We start from the raw sequence: 17,665 nt of genomic DNA on the forward strand, positions 1-17,665 counted from the left end.
ATCAGTCCAGTTCCGGAAACTCTCCCTCAAACGAGGGGGAAAATCAAGAAGCAGAGCAGGTCAGATGTACACGCTTGACCACCTGCCGTCTCTCACTGCACCTGCCGTAGACGAACTACTGGACATGGTGCTCGGCCGCAAGACTCGTCAGAGCTCGCGCAGGGCACGGCCTTCTTGTTCGGCCGCGTCGACTTTCTTGGTCAGGGCGGCCTCCAATCCGATGTGAACGTCACCCTCGCGTGGGCGGCGTCGGGCCCGCGCTGACCGGGAGACGGGCGCCGACTGGCCTTGCCCACTACCGGGCAGGGCGGGTTGGTCGCTGTTGCGCGGCCTGGGCGGCGAAGCCTTCCAGACCGCTGTTGGGGTGCATGTATACGTAACGCTCGGCCGCGAGAATCTGTCGAACGTTGAAGTCCTTGACGGCGTCCGCGGTCAGGATGCCGGTCAGGTTCTGCGGGCCCAGCGCCAGAAGGCAGCGCGGGCCAACGGGCAGCACCATGGACATCGCGTCGCCGAAGGCCATCCCGTGCTCCCATTGGTCGGCCGCGTCGCGACGGACAGTCAAGCCAGGGTTGTCGCCGATCAGGAACTGGCCCGATGCGGGGGTGAGAATTTCCACCCGCCATGTCGAAGCCATCTTCTGCACCCTGCCTAAGGGCTGTCCCGTAATCCCCGGCGGGCGCGCGACGACAGCTACGGCACCTCGCTGCGTTGTCGGGCTCGCCCGAATACGACCCGGTATGAGGGCGACCCTTCGCCTTGCGATGTACCGCATCTGACGCCGCGCGCTGGTCCACCGCGGATTACGGGACAGCCCTTAGCATGTTCTCGATACTGGTGCGGAACAGCTTCCCGCTCTTCTGGTCTTGGGCTATTTCGGAGCGCTCGATGTACCGGTAGGCGTAGTCGGCCAGGGCGCTCCGTCCTGTGATGTGCAGGCCGGTCTCCCGGAACGCTTCGCGTGCCAGTGGCTCCCGGAAGCTCCTTGCGAGCTTGACGCTCAGGTACGCCCGCGCCTGCTCGTATGCCGCATCGTGCACCTTCCGGTACTGATACGAGCGGACGTAGTGGAGCACGATCAGGTCGCGGAGCACGTCGGCGTGAGCGGAGCCTGCGAACGGAGTCCCTCTGCGGACCGCGTCGAGGGCGGCGGGGACGCGCGCTTCTATACGGCCCCACAGCTGCTCCGCAGATACGGAATCGAAGGCCACGAAGTCCTTGGCCCAGCCGCAGCTCGATGTCGTCTTCAGCTTGTGGTGCCGCTCCGGGTGATCCAGGTCGAAGGGTCGCAGCTGCCGACCGCTGCTGCCGTTCGGCACGGTGAATTCCTTGAGTATCACCTGGGATACGAGGTGCTGCCGTGAGGTCTGCTGAGCTGTTGCCACGCGCATGATTCTGCTCCGACTGCCCAGCGGCTCGCCAAGGGTTTCAACGAACCGCGCTCACTCACCGGACCGCAGCGGGCGGTCGGGCACTCCGTCTGGCCCGCCGCCTGGCACCCGTCGCTTTCCGCCTGGCGAGGCCCGTCCGGACCGCTGGAGTACTCCGTGCCGCAACCTGAGCGGCAGGATCGCGGTAGCCGCCAGCATCCGTCTCCGCCCTCCATGGCCCTGGCCGGACCAGTCCAACCGGCCCGCGCCGTACGCGCGGGCAAGCCCTGCCGCCGGACCAGGCGGCCGCTGGGGTGCTGTCAAGCGTCTGGCGACGTCGCCGAGGTAGCCAAAGAAGACCAGGACGACAAACAGGAGCAGGAGATCGTCATCAGCCCGGAGCGGCGGAAGTGCCTGCCACGGCGAAGGCGACGAGCTTGCTCTGCACCGTAGAAATCGCCGAAGCCCGGCGCACACGTCGTACTACCATGCCTTTGTGACTGACCAGAGTTGGCGCGGAACGTGGTGGCCGGCTGGGGAACACGACACGGCGTGTCCCGGCACGCTGCGCTACGCCGAGGATGGACGCTTGCGGCTGGAACTCATCGGCGGCTTCAACACCGAGGTGCGAACGCCCCGACCCGATGGGAACGGCTACTCAGTAAGCATTGAATCGCGAGAAATCCCGATTATTCATGGGGTTTCCGGAAACGAGCGTTTCACCCTTTTGGGAAACATAGACACTCATACCAGCGGGCTCGGGTTTTTCGATGGTGAAATTGTCGAGCAGGACTGGAGCGCAAACCGTGCGTTGCGTGGCATACATCTCCAGAGCCTGGGCGAGCAGGTTTTCACCCATGGGTATCTACAACTCGAAGGGCTGCTCCAGTGGTCGAACACATCCGCTCTCGACCTCACCCATGTCATGGAACCTGGAAAGGTCGGGGGGGAGCGGAGAGCCAGCACCCACGAGGAGCTGGAACGCACGGCTGTATTTGGGGATATGAAGATCGGCCTACGAGTGCGGAGAAGTGATTTCAGCCTCAAGAATAGACCTGTATCGAACCGGCGCTTCCTGGAGAGTGTCGAATGGGCAACGCTGAAGTTTGAATTGCCAGCGCCAGTGGCCTACGACGCCTTCGACAGGGTCGCGAAGGACTTGCAAGACCTCTTGTCTCTCAGTGCTTACGCCCCGTGCGGCGCACTTTCGCGTTCCCTCATGTACGAGACATCTGAGACGCACCCTGGGTCCCGGCGCGGCGAAAATGAGGTTGAGGTGATGGGACGCCAGATCTACCGCACTACAACTGGCGAAGACAAGAGCGAGAGCTCGCATCGCCTGTTTGTGTTCACTCTGGCCGAAATGGACTTTCCCGATATAGTTCCGAAGTGGCTCGACCTGAAGGACCGCGTCCGCACGGGCTGTGAGATCCTCTTCGGGCTCCGGTATATTGGAATCGGATATGTGGGTACACGCCTACTCGGCGTGGCTTCGGCGGCCGAGAGCGTCCATACTGGATTGTGCTCGGCGAGTACGCCGATGCCTAAAATCGAGTATAGGAAGCTCAAGCGAAAACTACTTGACGCACTTGAGGACGAGCCTGACGAAATCAAAGAATTCGTTAAAAACGGGCTCCGCAACAATCCCACCTACAACGATCGCGTACTCGAACTGGCATCAATCCCAGATGCCGAAGCGGTCGATCGACTTCTTACGGACAGATCTCGCTGGGCCAGCATGCTGAAGAACGCCAGAAACGATCTCGCGCACGCGAATGAACGCTCATCGAGAGACCCTGAAGCTACACCGGCCTTCTGGCTCCTGGAAGTAACCTACGCGCTTCTCTGTCTCGTATTGATGTCTGAATTGGGTATCGGCGCAGAGGCTCAACGATCTGTTCTGGGGCGCCCTCGCGTCAACTGGGCAAGCTTCCAATTCAAGAAGTTCCTGCATGCCAAAAACGAGATGGATTCGCCTGAGTAGAATTCGTGGAGGCCGGGGCTCCACTACTAATGCGCGTCGACCCGACGGATGGGACGGGCGTCTCGCCGCGGCTGACCGTGCAAGGTGACAGAAGCTCTAGCTGGTGTCCGACCCGATCACTACTCACCGACTCGGACCCGCCCCCTCAGTACCCGTCCGGTTTCGCAGCGGGCAGAGCCACCTGACATCAGTCGGCCGAGCTGCCCGGTCAGGGCACGGAAATCCGGCCAGGGCTCGAAAGCTCAGCGGGCGGGACAGCAGCAAGCTACATTGGCGCTGTGCCCGCTCGCTTTCACCGCATCGAGACACTCTTCGGCGGTCCTCTCGACCAGATCCCCTACGCGCAGCTCGCAGCCCTGGTCGGAAACGCCGACGCCTGCGAGGACGAGGACCTCGACTATAAGGCCAGCCACTACGAGGCAGAGAAGAAGGCCGAACTCGCAAAAGACGTGGCCGCGCTGGCAAACACCTCCGGCGGTGTTCTCGTCCTCGGACTCGCCGACGACCGCAAATCGCGCATCCCCAGCGCTGTAGTACCGGTTGAGCTGACCGACACCCGTCTGCGCCAAATTCGCTCCATCGTGGCTTCCAACGTCCGCCCGGCGCCCCGGATCGAGCTGATCGCCAAGGAGAACGCGCCCGGATCCAACGAAGGCATCCTCCTCATCGCCGTACCACGGAGTCTGGATGCACCCCACGCCATCGTCGAGCACAACCAAGACCACCGCCTGGCCTACCCCCGGCGCGACGGCGACACCACCCGTTGGCTTAGCGAGACAGAAGTCGCGACCGCCTACCGCCGACGCTTCCAGCAACTGGCCGAACGCGGCGACCTCATCACGCGCGTCGGCCAAGACGCCGAGGACACCGCAGACCGGCTTTCTGACGATCTATACACCCGAGAGCAGTCGGCGGCACTGCTGACCGTGGCACTCGTACCGGACATCCCTGGTGACATGACGATTGACAGCAGGGCCGTTCTGCGCGTCACCGAACAGGAACTGCGTGCCGTTCCCCTGCTCGGACGGACCACGCAGACATTCACCCGAACCCAAGTCGGGCCCCGCCGCGTCATCCTCCTCGACCAAGAACAGCACGCGAGCTACGTCGCAGAACTCCACGGCGACGGTTCGGGAGCCTGGGCCGTTACTTTGTCCGCATGGGAGCTGGAGACCAACCAGAGCAACCCATGGAGTACCGGCGTCGATACCGACGAGATCGTCACGTTGGTCATGTCCGCCCTGCGGCATCTTGCACACCACGCTGTCACCCGCACAGGAGCCAGTGGGACCGCCGCCGTCCGGGTACGGCTGCTCAGCCGTACCCGCACCCGCTCAGTCATGGCACTGCCCAACGCCCCCTACTGGCAGGCCGTTCACCTCGCCCACCAACAGCAGGTTCCAGCACAGCGGCCCCCTCTCCGTGTGAGTACCACCGCCCAACGGACCGCTTCTGGTCACGGCTACGTCCTTCTGGACGGCCTCGCCGACAGCGGCGCCAGCCTCGTCCAAGCCGCATCCCTGTTGGTCGGAGACCTCTTCCAGCACTACGGCCTCGCAGAAGCGCCCCAAATCACCCGCGACGGCACTCTCAACACATCAGCGTGGGCCGAAGCAGATCGTGCGTACATCACCATCTGGGCGCGCCAAGTCGGCGTCACAGCCAACTGATCACCAAACAGCGTTGTTTTCGTTTCACGCGACGCACCAGTCGCGACCCACCAGTGAGTGCCGCGCCCCGAGCGGACCTGGTGAGGCCAGTCAGCACGTTGGCAATCTGCGCCTCCACCACACGAAACTCCACCGAGACATCCCTCATCGAGCCGCTCCTGGGCACACCCGTGCTGGCGCTGTTCCATGACGGGGAAACGGCCGATGGATGCTTGCCAGTGAGCCTTCGTAACGCCTCTCCGGGCGTAATTGGACAAGCAGGTTGCATCCGGGCGTGCGGGGCAGGCTAGTCTCGCAGCCGCCAGGAGATGCAGTCTTCACACATCCCGGTCTCGTCCTCGTACATCCATACGCCGCAGGTGTCGCACAGGACCAGGTCGGCGATCAGGTCGCAGGTGAAGCAGCGGGCCGTGACGCCGTTGGGATCACCTGCGACTGAGGCCCGGGGGATCAGGGTCTCCCTTGCGCACTCGATGCAGGGGACGACCGGTGGCATGCCACCGTCTGTGACAGACTCATGCGTCGAGGTTTTCAAGACCGCGTTGACATACGCGTCCGCCGCTTCCTGGGAACTCCAGGCTCCATGGCAGAACCGACAGTCGACCTTTGCCTGGTCTGAGTCGACCACCAGCGCGAACTGGCCGCACTCCGGACATTCCATTGTCCAGTCTGCCTGGTCTGCGAGATCGCTCCTCACGCGCTCCATCCGCGGTTCGACCAGTGCTTTCACCCGGTTCAGTCCGGCTCGCACGAGTTCCATCTGCTCGTCGACGTGCTCGGTGTCCTCGGCATCCAGGTGGGGCCGCAGATGGTTGTGGATGAAGTCGAGCAGGAAGTCCAGGACCTTGACCGCGCGCGCCTCCACCGCCGCCACCGGTGCAGCGGCCGGGCCGGCCATGCCGAAGTGCTGCAGCCGGTTGCGGTACTCGGCCAGGGCGTTGATGGCGCGAAAGTCCCGGTTCGAGATGGCGACACCGAGCTCTTCCTTGAGTAGCTTGCGCGTGGCTGCGATACCGATGCTGCGGAAGGCGCCGCGGTGGAAGTGAGCCTCGTCGCATATCTCGCCATCACGGTCGGGTTCGACAACGAGTTGCCAGTCACACCGGGCAAGGGGCCATTTGAGGAGAACCTCGGTGCCTGCCTGCAGGTGCAGCACCGCGTACTTCACGTCGCGGGCGGTGGGTTCGTCGAGGAACTCCAGGACGCTGAGCAGGTAGTCCATACCGTTGTGGACCACCGGAAAGTGAAATCCAGGGTCGCCGACGGCCTGATCCGCTGCCAGAGGGATCCATTGCAGCGGCCGGTGGACGCGAGGAACCTCAAGGTTGGGCAGCGGGACCGCCCGAGTGTCCCCGGTCACATCGAACATGACGTTCACTGAGGTCGCCAGTACATCAGCGCCGCTTGGTGCGACAGTGCCACCTAGGGTGCCCCACACCCTGGCCTTTGTGCCGACCGACGGGCGCTCCGGGACGATGTTCATGTGCATAATCCACCATTTTAGGTTCGACGAGGTGCCATTCTCATGGCATGGCGGGCAAAAACAGGGGCGGTTCACGGCGCACACAGGCCACCGAGCGCCGGCACCTGTGGGCCGAGTCGCGTTCCGGTGCACGGGCGGGACGCGGGTTCCACTACCAGGATGTCGTCGGCGCTTGGCTGTGCGGGCGGGTGATGTCCGGCGACCTCGCGGTGGAGCGCATCGTGCCCGAGGGCTGGGAGGACCTCTCCTGCGAAGGCTCAGACAATTGGCACGTGCAGGTCAAGTCACGTCAGGCCCGGGTCGGCGACTTCCCCCCGGGGGACGTCGCCCGGTACTTGCTGAAGATGGCAGCGCAGCACGACAAGCGGATGAAAGCAGGACTCGCAGGCCGGATGGTGCTGGTACTGGAGAGCTCTGTGGCCGGGGAGAGGCTCTCGGTCTGGGGGCAGGCTCTTGCTGAGCTGCCGCGGACACACCCCTTGCGGGTGGCCGTCCACACCACCGCCAGGGAACGAAAGATCAGCCAGCGCAAGATCAGCGAACTATGCACTCTGGCCAGTGTGTACGTCCTCCCCTGGAGGGAGGCCGCAGAGCAGACCGGGCAGGCAGTCGCCGACAAACACGGCCTGCTTCCCCTGGCGGCCGAGCCCGTGGTCCTGGCCCTGCGGGACGCCATCGCCGGGCACGCCGATACGAACGCGACACCCGACCTGAACAGCCGGGTAGGGCTGGACCGCACCGATATCGAGCGCATCGCGACGCGTGTGGCAGCGCTGGTGGACCGTGCCTCATTGCAGGAGGCGTTGTCGGTGGGGCTGTGCGAGCCCGTCGACTTCGACGAGCCCCTGGTCGTGCCCGGCTTCTTCGAAGGCACGGAAGTCCAGCCGGGCCACATCGCGGCCGGCTTGCCGGCACCTCGGCCCGTGGAGAGCGGGCAGGTGGTCGACGCCCTGGAACGCGCCGAGCCCGTGCTGGTCACCGGCCCCTCGGGGGTGGGGAAGTCCATGGTGATGTGGGCCGCGGCCTACTCTGCCCGGCACATCCTCTGGTACCGGGTCCGGAGGCTGCGCGAGGCGGACGTCGACGCCCTGGTACGGCTCGCCCGGGCCAGTGGCGCCTCCACGCGCTCGCCGGTCGGATTCGCCGTGGACGGCGTCGGGGTGGGCTCGGCGGATGCATGGGACCTGCTGCAGCGTGAACTCGCGCCCCTCCCAGGGGTACACCTGCTGGGCTCCGCCCGCACCGAAGACCTTCCACCGCTGCGGACCCTGCCCAACTGCACCGTGGTCGAGGTCGCCCTGAACGAAGCCGTTGCCCAGGAGATCCACACCAAGCTCCTCGGCACCGGTGCCACCACCGTGCCCCACTGGCGAGCAGCGTTCGAGCAGGCGAACGGCCTCACCCTGGAATACACCCACCTGCTGACCCGCGGGCGCCGCCTGAGCGCAGTCGTCACCGAACAGGTCAAACGCCGCATCGCGGAGGACCGTGAAACCGAACTGCAGATCATCGCCCGTGTCGCCCTGGCCCACCAGTGGGGAGCAGCACTGCCGCTGCGCACAGTGCAAGCGCAGCTCGGAGCCAGCGATGGGGCCTTCCGCATCGCCCTGGCCCGCTTGGGCGACGAGCACCTGATCCACATCCAGGGGCAGGAGCTGACCGGGCTGCACCAACTACGCTCCCGAGCCCTGGCTGATGCGGTCCACGCGTCCCCGCCGCCGAGCCTGGACGAGACCCTGGCGGCTGTCCTGGAAACCCTCGACAGCACACACCTGCGGCCCTTCACCGCAGGGGCACTGGCTGAACGCCCGGACCTGGACGGGAGGATCCTAGCCGGGCTCGTCACCGAAATCGGACGCAGACCGGGCCTGACGACGCCCACCGCCATCCTGCAAGCCCTGCGGCTGGTGGACCTGCAGCGACGTGCCGAGCAGCTCAACGCGGTGCTGCGCAGGCACCACGTGCGGGCCGCGCACCAGCAGACCGCCCTACAGCTCTCGCTCCTGGACAGCTCGCTGCCCGACGTGCGGCCGGAGATCGCCTCGGCCATCGAGGAGATCCGGCCTACCGTCGACAAGCGGTCCCCGCTGCGCGACGGCCTCCTCGCACAAGTCGGCGCCACCGCCCTGGCCCAGAGTCTGAACGAGTGCAGCAACGCCCGCGCTGCGCAGGCGTTGCTGACAGCGCTTGAGGGCAGCAGCCTGGACCTCGCCGCGCACCTCAGGTCCGCTCTCCCGCCGTCCCCCCTGGCTCTGCTGCTGTCCCAGGAGCCTGTAGACGTGGTCGGCGACATCATCGGTGCCGCGAGAGGCGTGTCCCTCGGACTTGCGCAGCAGTTGGTCACCCTGGCCGGTGGCACCGAGTCGATGCTCGCCAGACTCCGCGCGTACTCACGCTGGCTCGTCGAACTAGAAGTGGTGGAACAGGACGGCTTCCACATTGCCCGCGCCCGGCTGCTCCATGTCTCGGACCGTGCCCAACCCCACCTTGAGGAAGCCGTCCGACACTTCGGCCGCGTCCTGCTCCGCTGCCTGCCGGTCTGCGACCGGGTCGACGTCCAAGCGGTTATGCCCGGCGACGTGCCCTTGCAGATCGGAGACTACCTCGGCGGCGTAAGCCAGCTACAACGCCGCTACGACTACCTCCCCTCCGTCGTCACCTGGAACCGATTGCAAGCCCAGGTCGCGATGACCACCCCTGACAGCACCGACGCGACGATGCGTACGCACACCGCCGTCGCCATGGTCTCCGACCTATGCCAGTACCTCGACGACCTGACCCAGACCTGGTGCCTGCACCAGGGCGAGCCGGAAGCCGCAGCCACGCTGGAGACACAACGCGGCGTGCTCTACGAGCGCAGCACAGCACTGACGCTGCCGGTGAACCGCGCACAACTGCTAGCCAAACCCGTAGACGATGCCGTCGAAGCAACCCCGCACGACCACCTCAGCTTCCTCGCCCAAGGGATCACCGCTAACCTCACCGGCCGACTGGTGGACCCCGAACCACACTGGACCTCTCTTGCCGCCTATACCGGCGACACCCTGCGCAACCTCGTCCAGCAGGTCAGGAAGTCCGAACGGTGGGAGCTGGTCGGACTGGAAGTACCACCCGTCGGCCTCAACCGCATCGACCAGATACTGAGCGATCTTCATGCTGTGCTCGCGGAACTAGCCTGGGGCGACCTCCAGTCCGCCACCATCAGCGCTGCCGCCCGATCCAGACCCCACGGCGACGTCCTCGCTGGGCTCGCCACACGTGCCCGCTCAGACGCGGCAAGGAGAGCCTCACAGTTCCGCGCGGGTCTCCTTGCCGCGGCCGAAACAGCCGGCCTGTCCCTGCGCGTACTCATGCGCCCGCTGGCCGACGCCTCGGCGGTCAACTGGCCTGCCGTCGAGACAGCGATCGGCATCCAGATCGGCGACGTGACCGAATGGGGGCAGGCTCTCCCCACCGTGGTAGAGCTACTCGAGCAAGTCCCGGGACCACGGGGAGCACGCCCACCGGTGCTGGTCATCCCGTTAATCGCCGGATGCCCCATCAGGCAGCTTGCACTCAACGTCCAAACAGACCCGTGGCCCGGCGTCGAACTCTACGACACGTGGGCCGACCGCTTCCTCCCAGCTCACGCCACCCCGCTGACCGACAATGCTACGGCCGCCCACCAAGCGCTGCAGGCTCTCTCCGGATTCACAGCCCTTCGCGCCCGACAAGGCACGACGCCCGAAACTTTGGCCGACATCATAGAAGAGACGGAACGCTACCGCCGAGCCCTCGACACCATCACAAACGTGCAGCCCTCCGACATCGTGATCTCCACGATCACCGAATTCCTCACCGCGCTCCACAACCGCGTGGCCGCTGAAGACCCCGGCCATCCAGAGCACAACCCGGAACAACCACCTCTCGCCGCCAACCTCGCCCTCCACGTCACCGGCACGACCACCCCCGACGCTCAGAACCTCGAGGGCCTCACCACCATCAGCCTTCAACGAGACCTAGACCCCGAAACCGCGATCCGCTTGCTCACCGAATCCCAATAATCCAGTGACTCCGGGACACGGATGTCGTCCGGTCGAGGTCAAGGTGCCGAGCGGCTGGAGGGCAGCTACTAGCCACAGATGGTGCGCAGCAGCAGCGTCTACTGACGGGCCTGGACGAGATTTTGCTGTCGCCGTCTGCGAGGGCCTCACCCACGGAAAATCTCCGCGTACCTGGCCAGGATCAGCGCATTGACTTCACCCGATATATCTCCGTGTCGTCACTCCACCGCGACGGCATGACCGCGGCGCCGGCGATCCTTTTCGAGACCTACGTAATTTCCGTTTTTCCCCTCCCTGCCACCATTCGGCTACTGATCCGAGTCCGAGTGTGCGTCGTAGGCGCTGAGTAGGTGTTCGATGCGTTGGTTGTTGATGGACTGGCGGTCGTAGAGGCATTTGGCGTAGCGGGTGAGGAGGACTTCGACACTGTTGCCGGCGCGTTGGGCGACTTCGGCGGGGTCGGCGCCCGCTGCGAGCCAGGTGGACAGGGCTGAGTGGCGCAGGTCGTAGGGGCGTTTGGCGAGTGGGGTGGCGGCGAGTTCGGGTGGCAGGGCGAGGGCTCGGGCGTCATTCCGGGCGCGGTGGATGGTGGTGTAGCCGAGGATGGTGCCGCGTTCGGTGAAGAACAGCCGCCCGTCGGGTGCGGTGCCGAAGGTGTGGACGCTGTCGCGCCAGATGGCGACCAGGTGGGGTGGGAGGGGGACGATGCGGACTTCGCCGGGCGGGCGGCTCCTCAGGCCACGGTCGTCGTGCATCTCGCCGCTGTCGGTCCATTTCTTACTCGCCTGCGGGCGGGTACGGTGCACGACCAGCCGGCCGCAGCCGGTGCGGGGCAGGGTGCAGTCCGCCAGGGTCACCGCGACGGCCTCCTCGGGTCGCAGCCCGGCGTAGTACATGCCGGCAAACAGCCCGACCAGCCGGCGCCCCCGGGCCCGTTTGTAGCGGCCGACGTAGGTCAGGGCGGCCAGGAAGCTCTGGGCCTGCCGGGGGTTGACCACCACCCGCGGGTCGACCGCCTTGGCCTGCTTCGGCACCCGCCACCGGACCCGGCTCAGCGGGTTGCTGCCCAGCTCCCCCTGCTCGATCGCGTAGTACAAGGCGTTCACCAGGATCCTGCGCTTGCGCCGCACCGTCTCCGGCGCCGCCGGCCCCCCATCCTCCTTCAACCGCAGCGCCTCCAGCACACTCCGGGCTACCGCCGGGTCGTACAGGTCGACCAGCGGCCTGGACGCTTTGGCCACCCACGCCAGTATCAGCCGGGCCTGCGCCGGTATCTCCCGCGCCTCCGGACCGGGCACCACGAACGCCCACGACCGCAGTGCCCGGTGCAGCACCTCCTCGCTCGGCCGCCCGGCCATATCCCACAGCATGGCCCGGGTCACCCGGCACAGCGCCTCGTGCCGTTCCACGTCGTCCCGGCCCGACCCACCCAGTGATCGCGGGCATACGCGGTGGCGAAGGCGTACCAGCTCAGCTCAGACGGCCCGCGCAGCCCATACGTGCCCCGACCGGCCGGCAGCAGACTCGCCCGCAGCGCACGCGCCAGCTCCGCGCCGAACTTACCCGCCACCGCCGCCACACCCCCGCCCTGCCCCGCCGGCACCGCATGCCGGACGGACCGCCCCCGACACCGCCCCACCGTGACAGCACCACCCGAACCGACAACCTCGCCCTGCAGCGCCTGGACCATGCCCTGCCCCTCTCCACCGGAGAAGGAAGAACTGCCCACACACCTCTCGATCGGCACCGGTACGCCCCCGCGCCCGGAAGCACACAAAGTGGCCGCGGCGCGTCAGGACCTCCCCGCGCCGAACACATCCACCACACGCCCTGCCTGCGCTCCCAGTGCGCTCCTCGAACACCATCGCGCCCTGCTTCGCACGCATGGACCGCAGCAGCACACGGAATGCTCTCAGGAGTGGCGTCCGTCCTGCGGGGCGCCAGCGCGGAGCCGAAACGGTACAAAGACGGACAGTCGTAGGCTGTGGGCTATCTCTGGGCCGAGAGAGCCGACGGAGCGTCACATAGGGCGCTGACCTGCGACGACTTTTGCAAAGGTCGCGGCCTCCGGAGCCGTTGCTCTTTTTGACACGCTCCGATGTCCTGTGCGTCGATGGCGTCATGGCATCCGCGAGTCCAGGTGGACGCTTGCACATTGCTCCGGTTCTTCGCACTGTCGCCGGTGCCACGCCCACATGCAGGCCTGGCACCGGCCCCTGAGCTTGGGGCACACCGCAGACCCAGCCGCCGGGCCATGATCGCCGTGCTCGCCTGCCGGCGGACGGGACCGTTCAGCCGACGAGCATCGGCATCCCCAAGAGGGCGGCAACACGGAGAGTACCGTCAAGCAAAACGCATTACCTGATAAGGATGGACGGTGAAGCGCAGTTCGGTCAGCGGGCGTACTCCAACGGGGAACGCCCTACCCGGTTGCTGGACTTGTGGGTTTTCCGTCCGTTGTTGTGCCTTCCCTCGCAGCCGACGCCAAGGAAGTGCATGCCGCAAGACCCCGCAATATCCGCGACGAACGCCGAAGCCGCCCCGGCCTACCTACAGGCCTCGCGGTTAGACCAGCACCTCGCTGTGCTGGCCGCGGCCGACACAGGCGATGCTCCGCAGTCTTCGGTAGGCCCTGTACCGCTGGGACACCAGCAAACCGATCCCCCTGCCATCGGAGTCACACCGTGGAACGCATGGCGCGGGCCAACTTCCCTCGCGCCGCTCATCCCTACGGTCTGCGCCGACCGATGAACGCAAGAGACGGCCTCCACCACGCCGTCCAGGCCGTCACCACTATGCACAACCTCGCCCTGGGAGGGTGAAACCAGCAGGTCAACCGACACACCGACCTGCCCACACCCACCCTTCTGCAACAACCTTTAGCCGCCGGCGCGGGCATGGAGCGGCCCCCGGTCGTTAATCCGTTTTCTTCTACTAAGCGAAGAGAACACCGGGGGCCTTGCTGTCCACGCCATATCGGGTCAGCGCTTGCACGGCACCAACCGCGCGGGACGACCCGGAAACCGATCTTCCTATCTACTCACCGGGGGATGATCATGGCGCGCTATATCGACTGCGCGGAGACCGCCTCCCATCGGGGGCGATGCACGACACACCATGACGCGTACGAGGGACAGCCCACCGTCCGCACGCGACGAGCCCGGGGCCGACGACGGGCGAACCGCCGGGATGCCGCCGCAAGGCTTCGCCGGCGTGTGGACGAGCGGGGCTCGGCCTGGTGTGACTGGTGCTTGGGCGACTTCCCCGCGAACGGGGTGGACGTCGACCGCGTACGTCCGCTGTCCCTTGGGGGCGAGGACGTAGACAGCAACGTGCAGGTGCTGTGCCGCGGGTGCCACGCGCTCAAGACCGCAACGGAGTTCGACGGGGCCAGCCCGGCAAGCTGACCTGCCGGTCACGGCTGGAGTCGACGCCGAGACCTACGGCGGTTCTTCTCCTTCCGACGTTCGACACGCTCCCGCTGTCGCGCCATCAGCAGTTCTTTGCGGTCCGCGGACTCTTGTGGCCACACGGAACGCACAACGACGGCGAGAGCCACTAGGGCGACAGCGACCAGGAAGGCCCACCATGGGGCGGAGTCCGGCAGGGTGAACACGACGAATAGCCTTCCGACCTGATTGGTCGGCGGGTTGTCTAGGCAGCTACTGCGACGCCCCCCGGCGTACTGCTGCGACGCCCGCCCCGGTAAGTAGACACGGGGAAGGCCGGGTTCGGACCACGCGGCGTGATCTGAGGTGCTGTTTCGATCGGATCGGGCATCCAGGTCGGCAGGTCGTCTTTAGTACCAGCCCGGTTAAGCAGGCGCGAAAGCAGCAGGAGCAAAGCGCGCGACAGAAAGGCCAGAAGGCAGATAATCAACTCTGCAACCGCATCAAGGAACTCCCGCGCTGCAAGCCTACGTTCCCTGAGGGATTTAGCAGTCCTGAGCCCATCAACGGCATCCCTGAGGCGAGCCCGCGCAGAGGCGGATTCAGACTCAGTACCTGTATCGCTTACGGTGATACAAAGGCTCAGGCTTTCTTGCCAGAAGAGATCCGGCAGATCCGAGAGGCGCGACAAGACAACTTCGCTGCGCCACCGCTTGACGAACTTCGCCGCAAGCGTGGAAGCGTGATTTTCGGCTTCTCGAAATCCCTTTTCGATGGCGTCGTGCAATACGCGCGAGAGTTCTTCCTCCACGAAGCCTGTCGATGACTCTTCGGCTGACGTCTTCATTGTCACCCCCTTCGGTAGTAGCTGGAGAGAAGCCTACCGGCATCCGCTGACACCCCGTCGCCATGGAGGTACCCCGTGCCGCGTAGACACCGCCCCCCTGCTCGGTACCCGGGTGCCCCGAGCTGACCACGTGCGGGCGCTGTCCAGTCCATGAGCGTGAGGCGAACCGAGAGCGGGTCACACCGGGCGGTAGTGCGTACGGGCGACGCTGGCCGAACGTCCGTAAGCGGTACCTGTACGCGCACCCCTGGTGCGTGCTGTGCGGTCGTACCGCGACGGTGGCGGACCACTTCCCGACCAGTCGGCGGCAGCTTGTCGCCGAGGGCGTGAGCGATCCGGACGCGTGGTCGCCGGGCGGCAGCCCGGTGCCGATCGAGGCCAGCGAGGTCGCGGTCGTCGCCGGGAAGCCCGCGGTCAGCGGGCGGCCGGTGCCGCCCAGCGAGGACGGCAGCAGCGAGTTCAGGTACGGCGCCTCCTCGGGGTGCCGCCCGATCAGCTCCCAGCCGAGGCCGTCCACCAGGAAGACGCACACCCGGTCGGCCTGCGCCAGGTCGAGACCGGTGGCGGGCATCCCGGGAATGCCGAAGCCCGCCACGGCCGCGGGGATCACATCGCACAGCGCGGCCCTGCCGTAGCCGGGCGCGGGAGCCGTACGCGGGTCGAGCGGCACCGGGTCTGCTCCAGCAGGAGGCCCCACGATCCTTCGATGTCCTCGGGCAACTCGTTCGAGATCCATATTCCCGCCGAACCAGGAGGCTCGGAGCGCCCGGGAGGCAAACCGTCAGGCAGCGTAAAGGTCACGGCCCGACGGTAGGCCTTGCCTGACAATCACGGGCGGGAGCCAAGATCCACTTTCGCAACAGACCCTGCCCTCGACCCCGAGCGGGAAGAAAAGCAAGAGGAAGCCCGCCTCCTGCACCTCATCCTCGGGTTGACCACACACGCGGCCGACGCGCGGAACATCGACCGCACCGACCGCACCGAACTTGCCCACAAGATCGCCCAACTCCACGCCCCTACCAGGCCGATACAGCCCGCCGCTGACACTCCGCTCCAGAGGCTGTCGCCAGTGCGTGCTGCTGATTTCAACAGCGGCCGTGCTTCGCGCACTGAGCACGGCCGCCTTCGCTGTCAGGAAGCCGGCGGCTACGTCGTCGGCGCGGCAGTACCCGACCACAGCGCCTGCATTGGCTGGTGACGGGTGATCAGTGGGTGCGGGTTGACAGGTCAAAACGCCGGGCGGCAGTTCGAACGTCTCCCCGCCGAATTTTTTGGCGATTTTGCGAGCGACTCAACACGCCATCAACAGGGACCTGACCTGTCCACTCAAGACAGCTGACCACTTGTCAGCTTCCAAGATCAACGAGCGTCAAACGAGCGTCACGAGCGTCGTTTCAGCGTCAAGATATCGCCCGTAACGCGCACAGCGCACATAACGCACATCGGCAAACTCGCAGGTCAGGCGCCCTTCCCATGGGGCACGAGCACCGCCACGCACTCCACGTGGTGGGTCATCGGGAAGAGGTCGAAGGCGCGCAGGCCCGCCACGCGGTAGCCCTCCTCGGCGAAGTAGCCGAGGTCGCGGGCGAGGGCGGCGGGGTCGCAGGCGACGTAGGCGATGCGGCGGGCGCCGAGGGAGGCGAGGTGGCGGACGGTGGGGCGGCGGGCGCCGGTGCGGGGCGGGTCGAGGACGATCAGGTCGACCTCGCTGATGCCGGTGCGGGGAAGGACGTGGTCGACCTTGCCCTGTTCGATACGGACCCGGTCGAGGTCCTGGAGGTTGTGCCGGGCGTCCTGGACGGCACGCTTGGCGGACTCGATGCCGAGGACGGCGCCGCGTTCGCCGACGCGCTCGGCCAGGGCGCCGGCGAAGAGGCCGACACCGCAGTAGAGGTCGAGCGCCATGTCGCCCTTGCGGGGCATCAGGCCCTGCATGACGGCCTCGACCAGCAGGTCGGCGGCCTTCGGGTGGACCTGCCAGAAGCCGCCGTCGCCGACCCGCCAGGTGCGGTCCGCGGCGCGCTCGCGGACGAAGTCGCGGCCGTGGACGCGGTGGACGGCCTGGTCCTTCTCCCCGATCCGCAACACCGAGACGGGGCGGTCCAGTTCCACGATGGGCAGCCGGCCGCCGGGCTGCGGGGTGAGGACGACCTGGCGGTCGCTCGACCCGGTGGCGGCGATCGCCTCGACCTGGGCGATCTGCGGCCACGCGCGGGCCTCGACGCCCAGCTCGCTGACCTCGGGTGCGGCGATCATGCAGTGGTCGATGACCTCGACGTCGTGCGAGCGGTGCCTGCGCAGGCCCGCGCGCCCTTCGCCGTCCACCGCGTACTGCACGCGAGTGCGCCAGGCCGGCACCTCGCCCTTGGCGACCTTGTCGCCGGGGGCGGGCTCCACCGTGCCGTCCCAGCCGGCCTCCTCGGGGGTGAGCCCGGCGAGCCTGGCCAGCTGCTCGGTGATGACCGCGGCCTTGAGGCGCCGCTGGGCGCCGGGGGCGGCGTGCTGCCAGTCGCAGCCGCCGCAGCGGCCGGGGCCGGAGAAGGGGCAGGGCGCCTCGACGCGGTCCTTGGAGGCGGTCAGCACGCGGACGGCGTCGGCCCGCAGGAAGCTCGCGCCGACCTCGCCGTGGGTGACGCGGGCGACGACCCGCTCGCCCGGCAGGGTGTGCCGGACGAAGAGGACCTGGCCCTGCGCGGTGCGCGCGAGGCAGTGGCCGCCGTGCGCCACCGGGCCGATCTCTACCTCGTACTCCTGGCCGACCAGTGACGGGGCGGGCTCGGTCTGCATGCGGTGGTGCTCCTGGGCTCTTCTCGGGGTGCGCGGCAACCCTTTCCCGGGGTGCGCGACAGCCCACTCTACGGGTCCGCGGACCGCCCCGG

The 17,665-nt window shown here is 66.6% G+C and carries 10 protein-coding genes and 1 pseudogene; 4 read left to right on the forward strand and 7 right to left on the reverse strand.

Annotated elements, in window-relative coordinates; translation table 11 throughout:
• Positions 1-295: 295 nt before the first annotated feature.
• Complete coding sequence (locus tag OG900_10225; protein WUH90438.1) at positions 296-637, reverse strand: DUF4238 domain-containing protein; 342 nt, start codon at positions 635-637, stop codon at positions 296-298.
• A 166-nt stretch (positions 638-803) separates the two neighbouring features.
• Positions 804-1,385, reverse strand: a complete 582-nt coding sequence (locus tag OG900_10230; protein ID WUH90439.1) for a DUF4238 domain-containing protein — start codon at positions 1,383-1,385, stop codon at positions 804-806.
• Between the two features lie 481 nt (positions 1,386-1,866).
• On the opposite strand from OG900_10230, the gene OG900_10235 reads away from it, so the two are divergent.
• Both OG900_10235 and OG900_10240 read left to right on the forward strand, forming a co-directional pair.
• On the forward strand, positions 1,867-3,354 hold the full coding sequence (locus tag OG900_10235; protein ID WUH90440.1) for a hypothetical protein: 1,488 nt from the start codon (positions 1,867-1,869) through the stop codon (positions 3,352-3,354).
• A gap of 278 nt (positions 3,355-3,632) precedes the next feature.
• Positions 3,633-5,024 (forward strand): ATP-binding protein, encoded by a 1,392-nt coding sequence (locus tag OG900_10240; protein WUH90441.1) that lies wholly within the window; start codon positions 3,633-3,635, stop codon positions 5,022-5,024.
• Positions 5,025-5,310: 286 nt separating this feature from the next.
• Here OG900_10240 and OG900_10245 read toward each other — a convergent pair whose 3' ends face one another.
• Complete coding sequence (locus OG900_10245; protein ID WUH90442.1) at positions 5,311-6,513, reverse strand: hypothetical protein; 1,203 nt, start codon at positions 6,511-6,513, stop codon at positions 5,311-5,313.
• 41 nt (positions 6,514-6,554) lie between these two features.
• Between OG900_10245 and OG900_10250 the strand changes: the two genes are divergently transcribed.
• Positions 6,555-10,550 (forward strand): hypothetical protein, encoded by a 3,996-nt coding sequence (locus OG900_10250; protein ID WUH90443.1) that lies wholly within the window; start codon positions 6,555-6,557, stop codon positions 10,548-10,550.
• 308 nt (positions 10,551-10,858) lie between these two features.
• On the opposite strand, the gene OG900_10255 is transcribed toward OG900_10250, so the two are convergent.
• Positions 10,859-11,959, reverse strand: a complete 1,101-nt coding sequence (locus tag OG900_10255) for a site-specific integrase (protein ID WUH90444.1) — start codon at positions 11,957-11,959, stop codon at positions 10,859-10,861.
• Positions 11,960-13,606: 1,647 nt separating this feature from the next.
• Between OG900_10255 and OG900_10260 the strand changes: the two genes are divergently transcribed.
• Positions 13,607-13,957 carry an HNH endonuclease gene (locus OG900_10260; GenBank protein ID WUH95691.1) on the forward strand — a complete coding sequence of 117 codons (351 nt, stop codon included), beginning with the start codon at positions 13,607-13,609 and terminating at the stop codon, positions 13,955-13,957.
• 247 nt (positions 13,958-14,204) lie between these two features.
• On the opposite strand, the gene OG900_10265 is transcribed toward OG900_10260, so the two are convergent.
• From OG900_10265 to OG900_10275, 3 genes and pseudogenes are all read right to left on the reverse strand, one after another.
• Complete coding sequence (locus tag OG900_10265) at positions 14,205-14,786, reverse strand: hypothetical protein (protein WUH96090.1); 582 nt, start codon at positions 14,784-14,786, stop codon at positions 14,205-14,207.
• Between the two features lie 343 nt (positions 14,787-15,129).
• A pseudogene (locus OG900_10270) lies at positions 15,130-15,522 on the reverse strand (alkaline phosphatase family protein).
• Positions 15,523-16,244: 722 nt separating this feature from the next.
• Positions 16,245-17,573 carry a class I SAM-dependent RNA methyltransferase gene (locus OG900_10275; protein ID WUH90445.1) on the reverse strand — a complete coding sequence of 443 codons (1,329 nt, stop codon included), beginning with the start codon at positions 17,571-17,573 and terminating at the stop codon, positions 16,245-16,247.
• Positions 17,574-17,665 lie beyond the last annotated feature (92 nt).

This window comes from Streptomyces sp. NBC_00433 (assembly GCA_036015235.1).
Taxonomy (GTDB): domain Bacteria; phylum Actinomycetota; class Actinomycetes; order Streptomycetales; family Streptomycetaceae; genus Actinacidiphila.

What these genes read in the sequence shown, in the direction of transcription:
- OG900_10260 (WUH95691.1), top strand. Translation starts at nt 13,607, where the DNA reads ATGGCGCGCTATATCGACTGCGCGGAGACCGCCTCCCATCGGGGGCGA.
- OG900_10250 (WUH90443.1), top strand. Translation starts at nt 6,555, where the DNA reads ATGGCGGGCAAAAACAGGGGCGGTTCACGGCGCACACAGGCCACCGAG.
- OG900_10275 (WUH90445.1), bottom strand. Translation starts at nt 17,573, where the DNA reads ATGCAGACCGAGCCCGCCCCGTCACTGGTCGGCCAGGAGTACGAGGTA.
- OG900_10265 (WUH96090.1), bottom strand. Translation starts at nt 14,786, where the DNA reads ATGAAGACGTCAGCCGAAGAGTCATCGACAGGCTTCGTGGAGGAAGAA.
- OG900_10245 (WUH90442.1), bottom strand. Translation starts at nt 6,513, where the DNA reads ATGCACATGAACATCGTCCCGGAGCGCCCGTCGGTCGGCACAAAGGCC.
- OG900_10225 (WUH90438.1), bottom strand. Translation starts at nt 637, where the DNA reads ATGGCTTCGACATGGCGGGTGGAAATTCTCACCCCCGCATCGGGCCAG.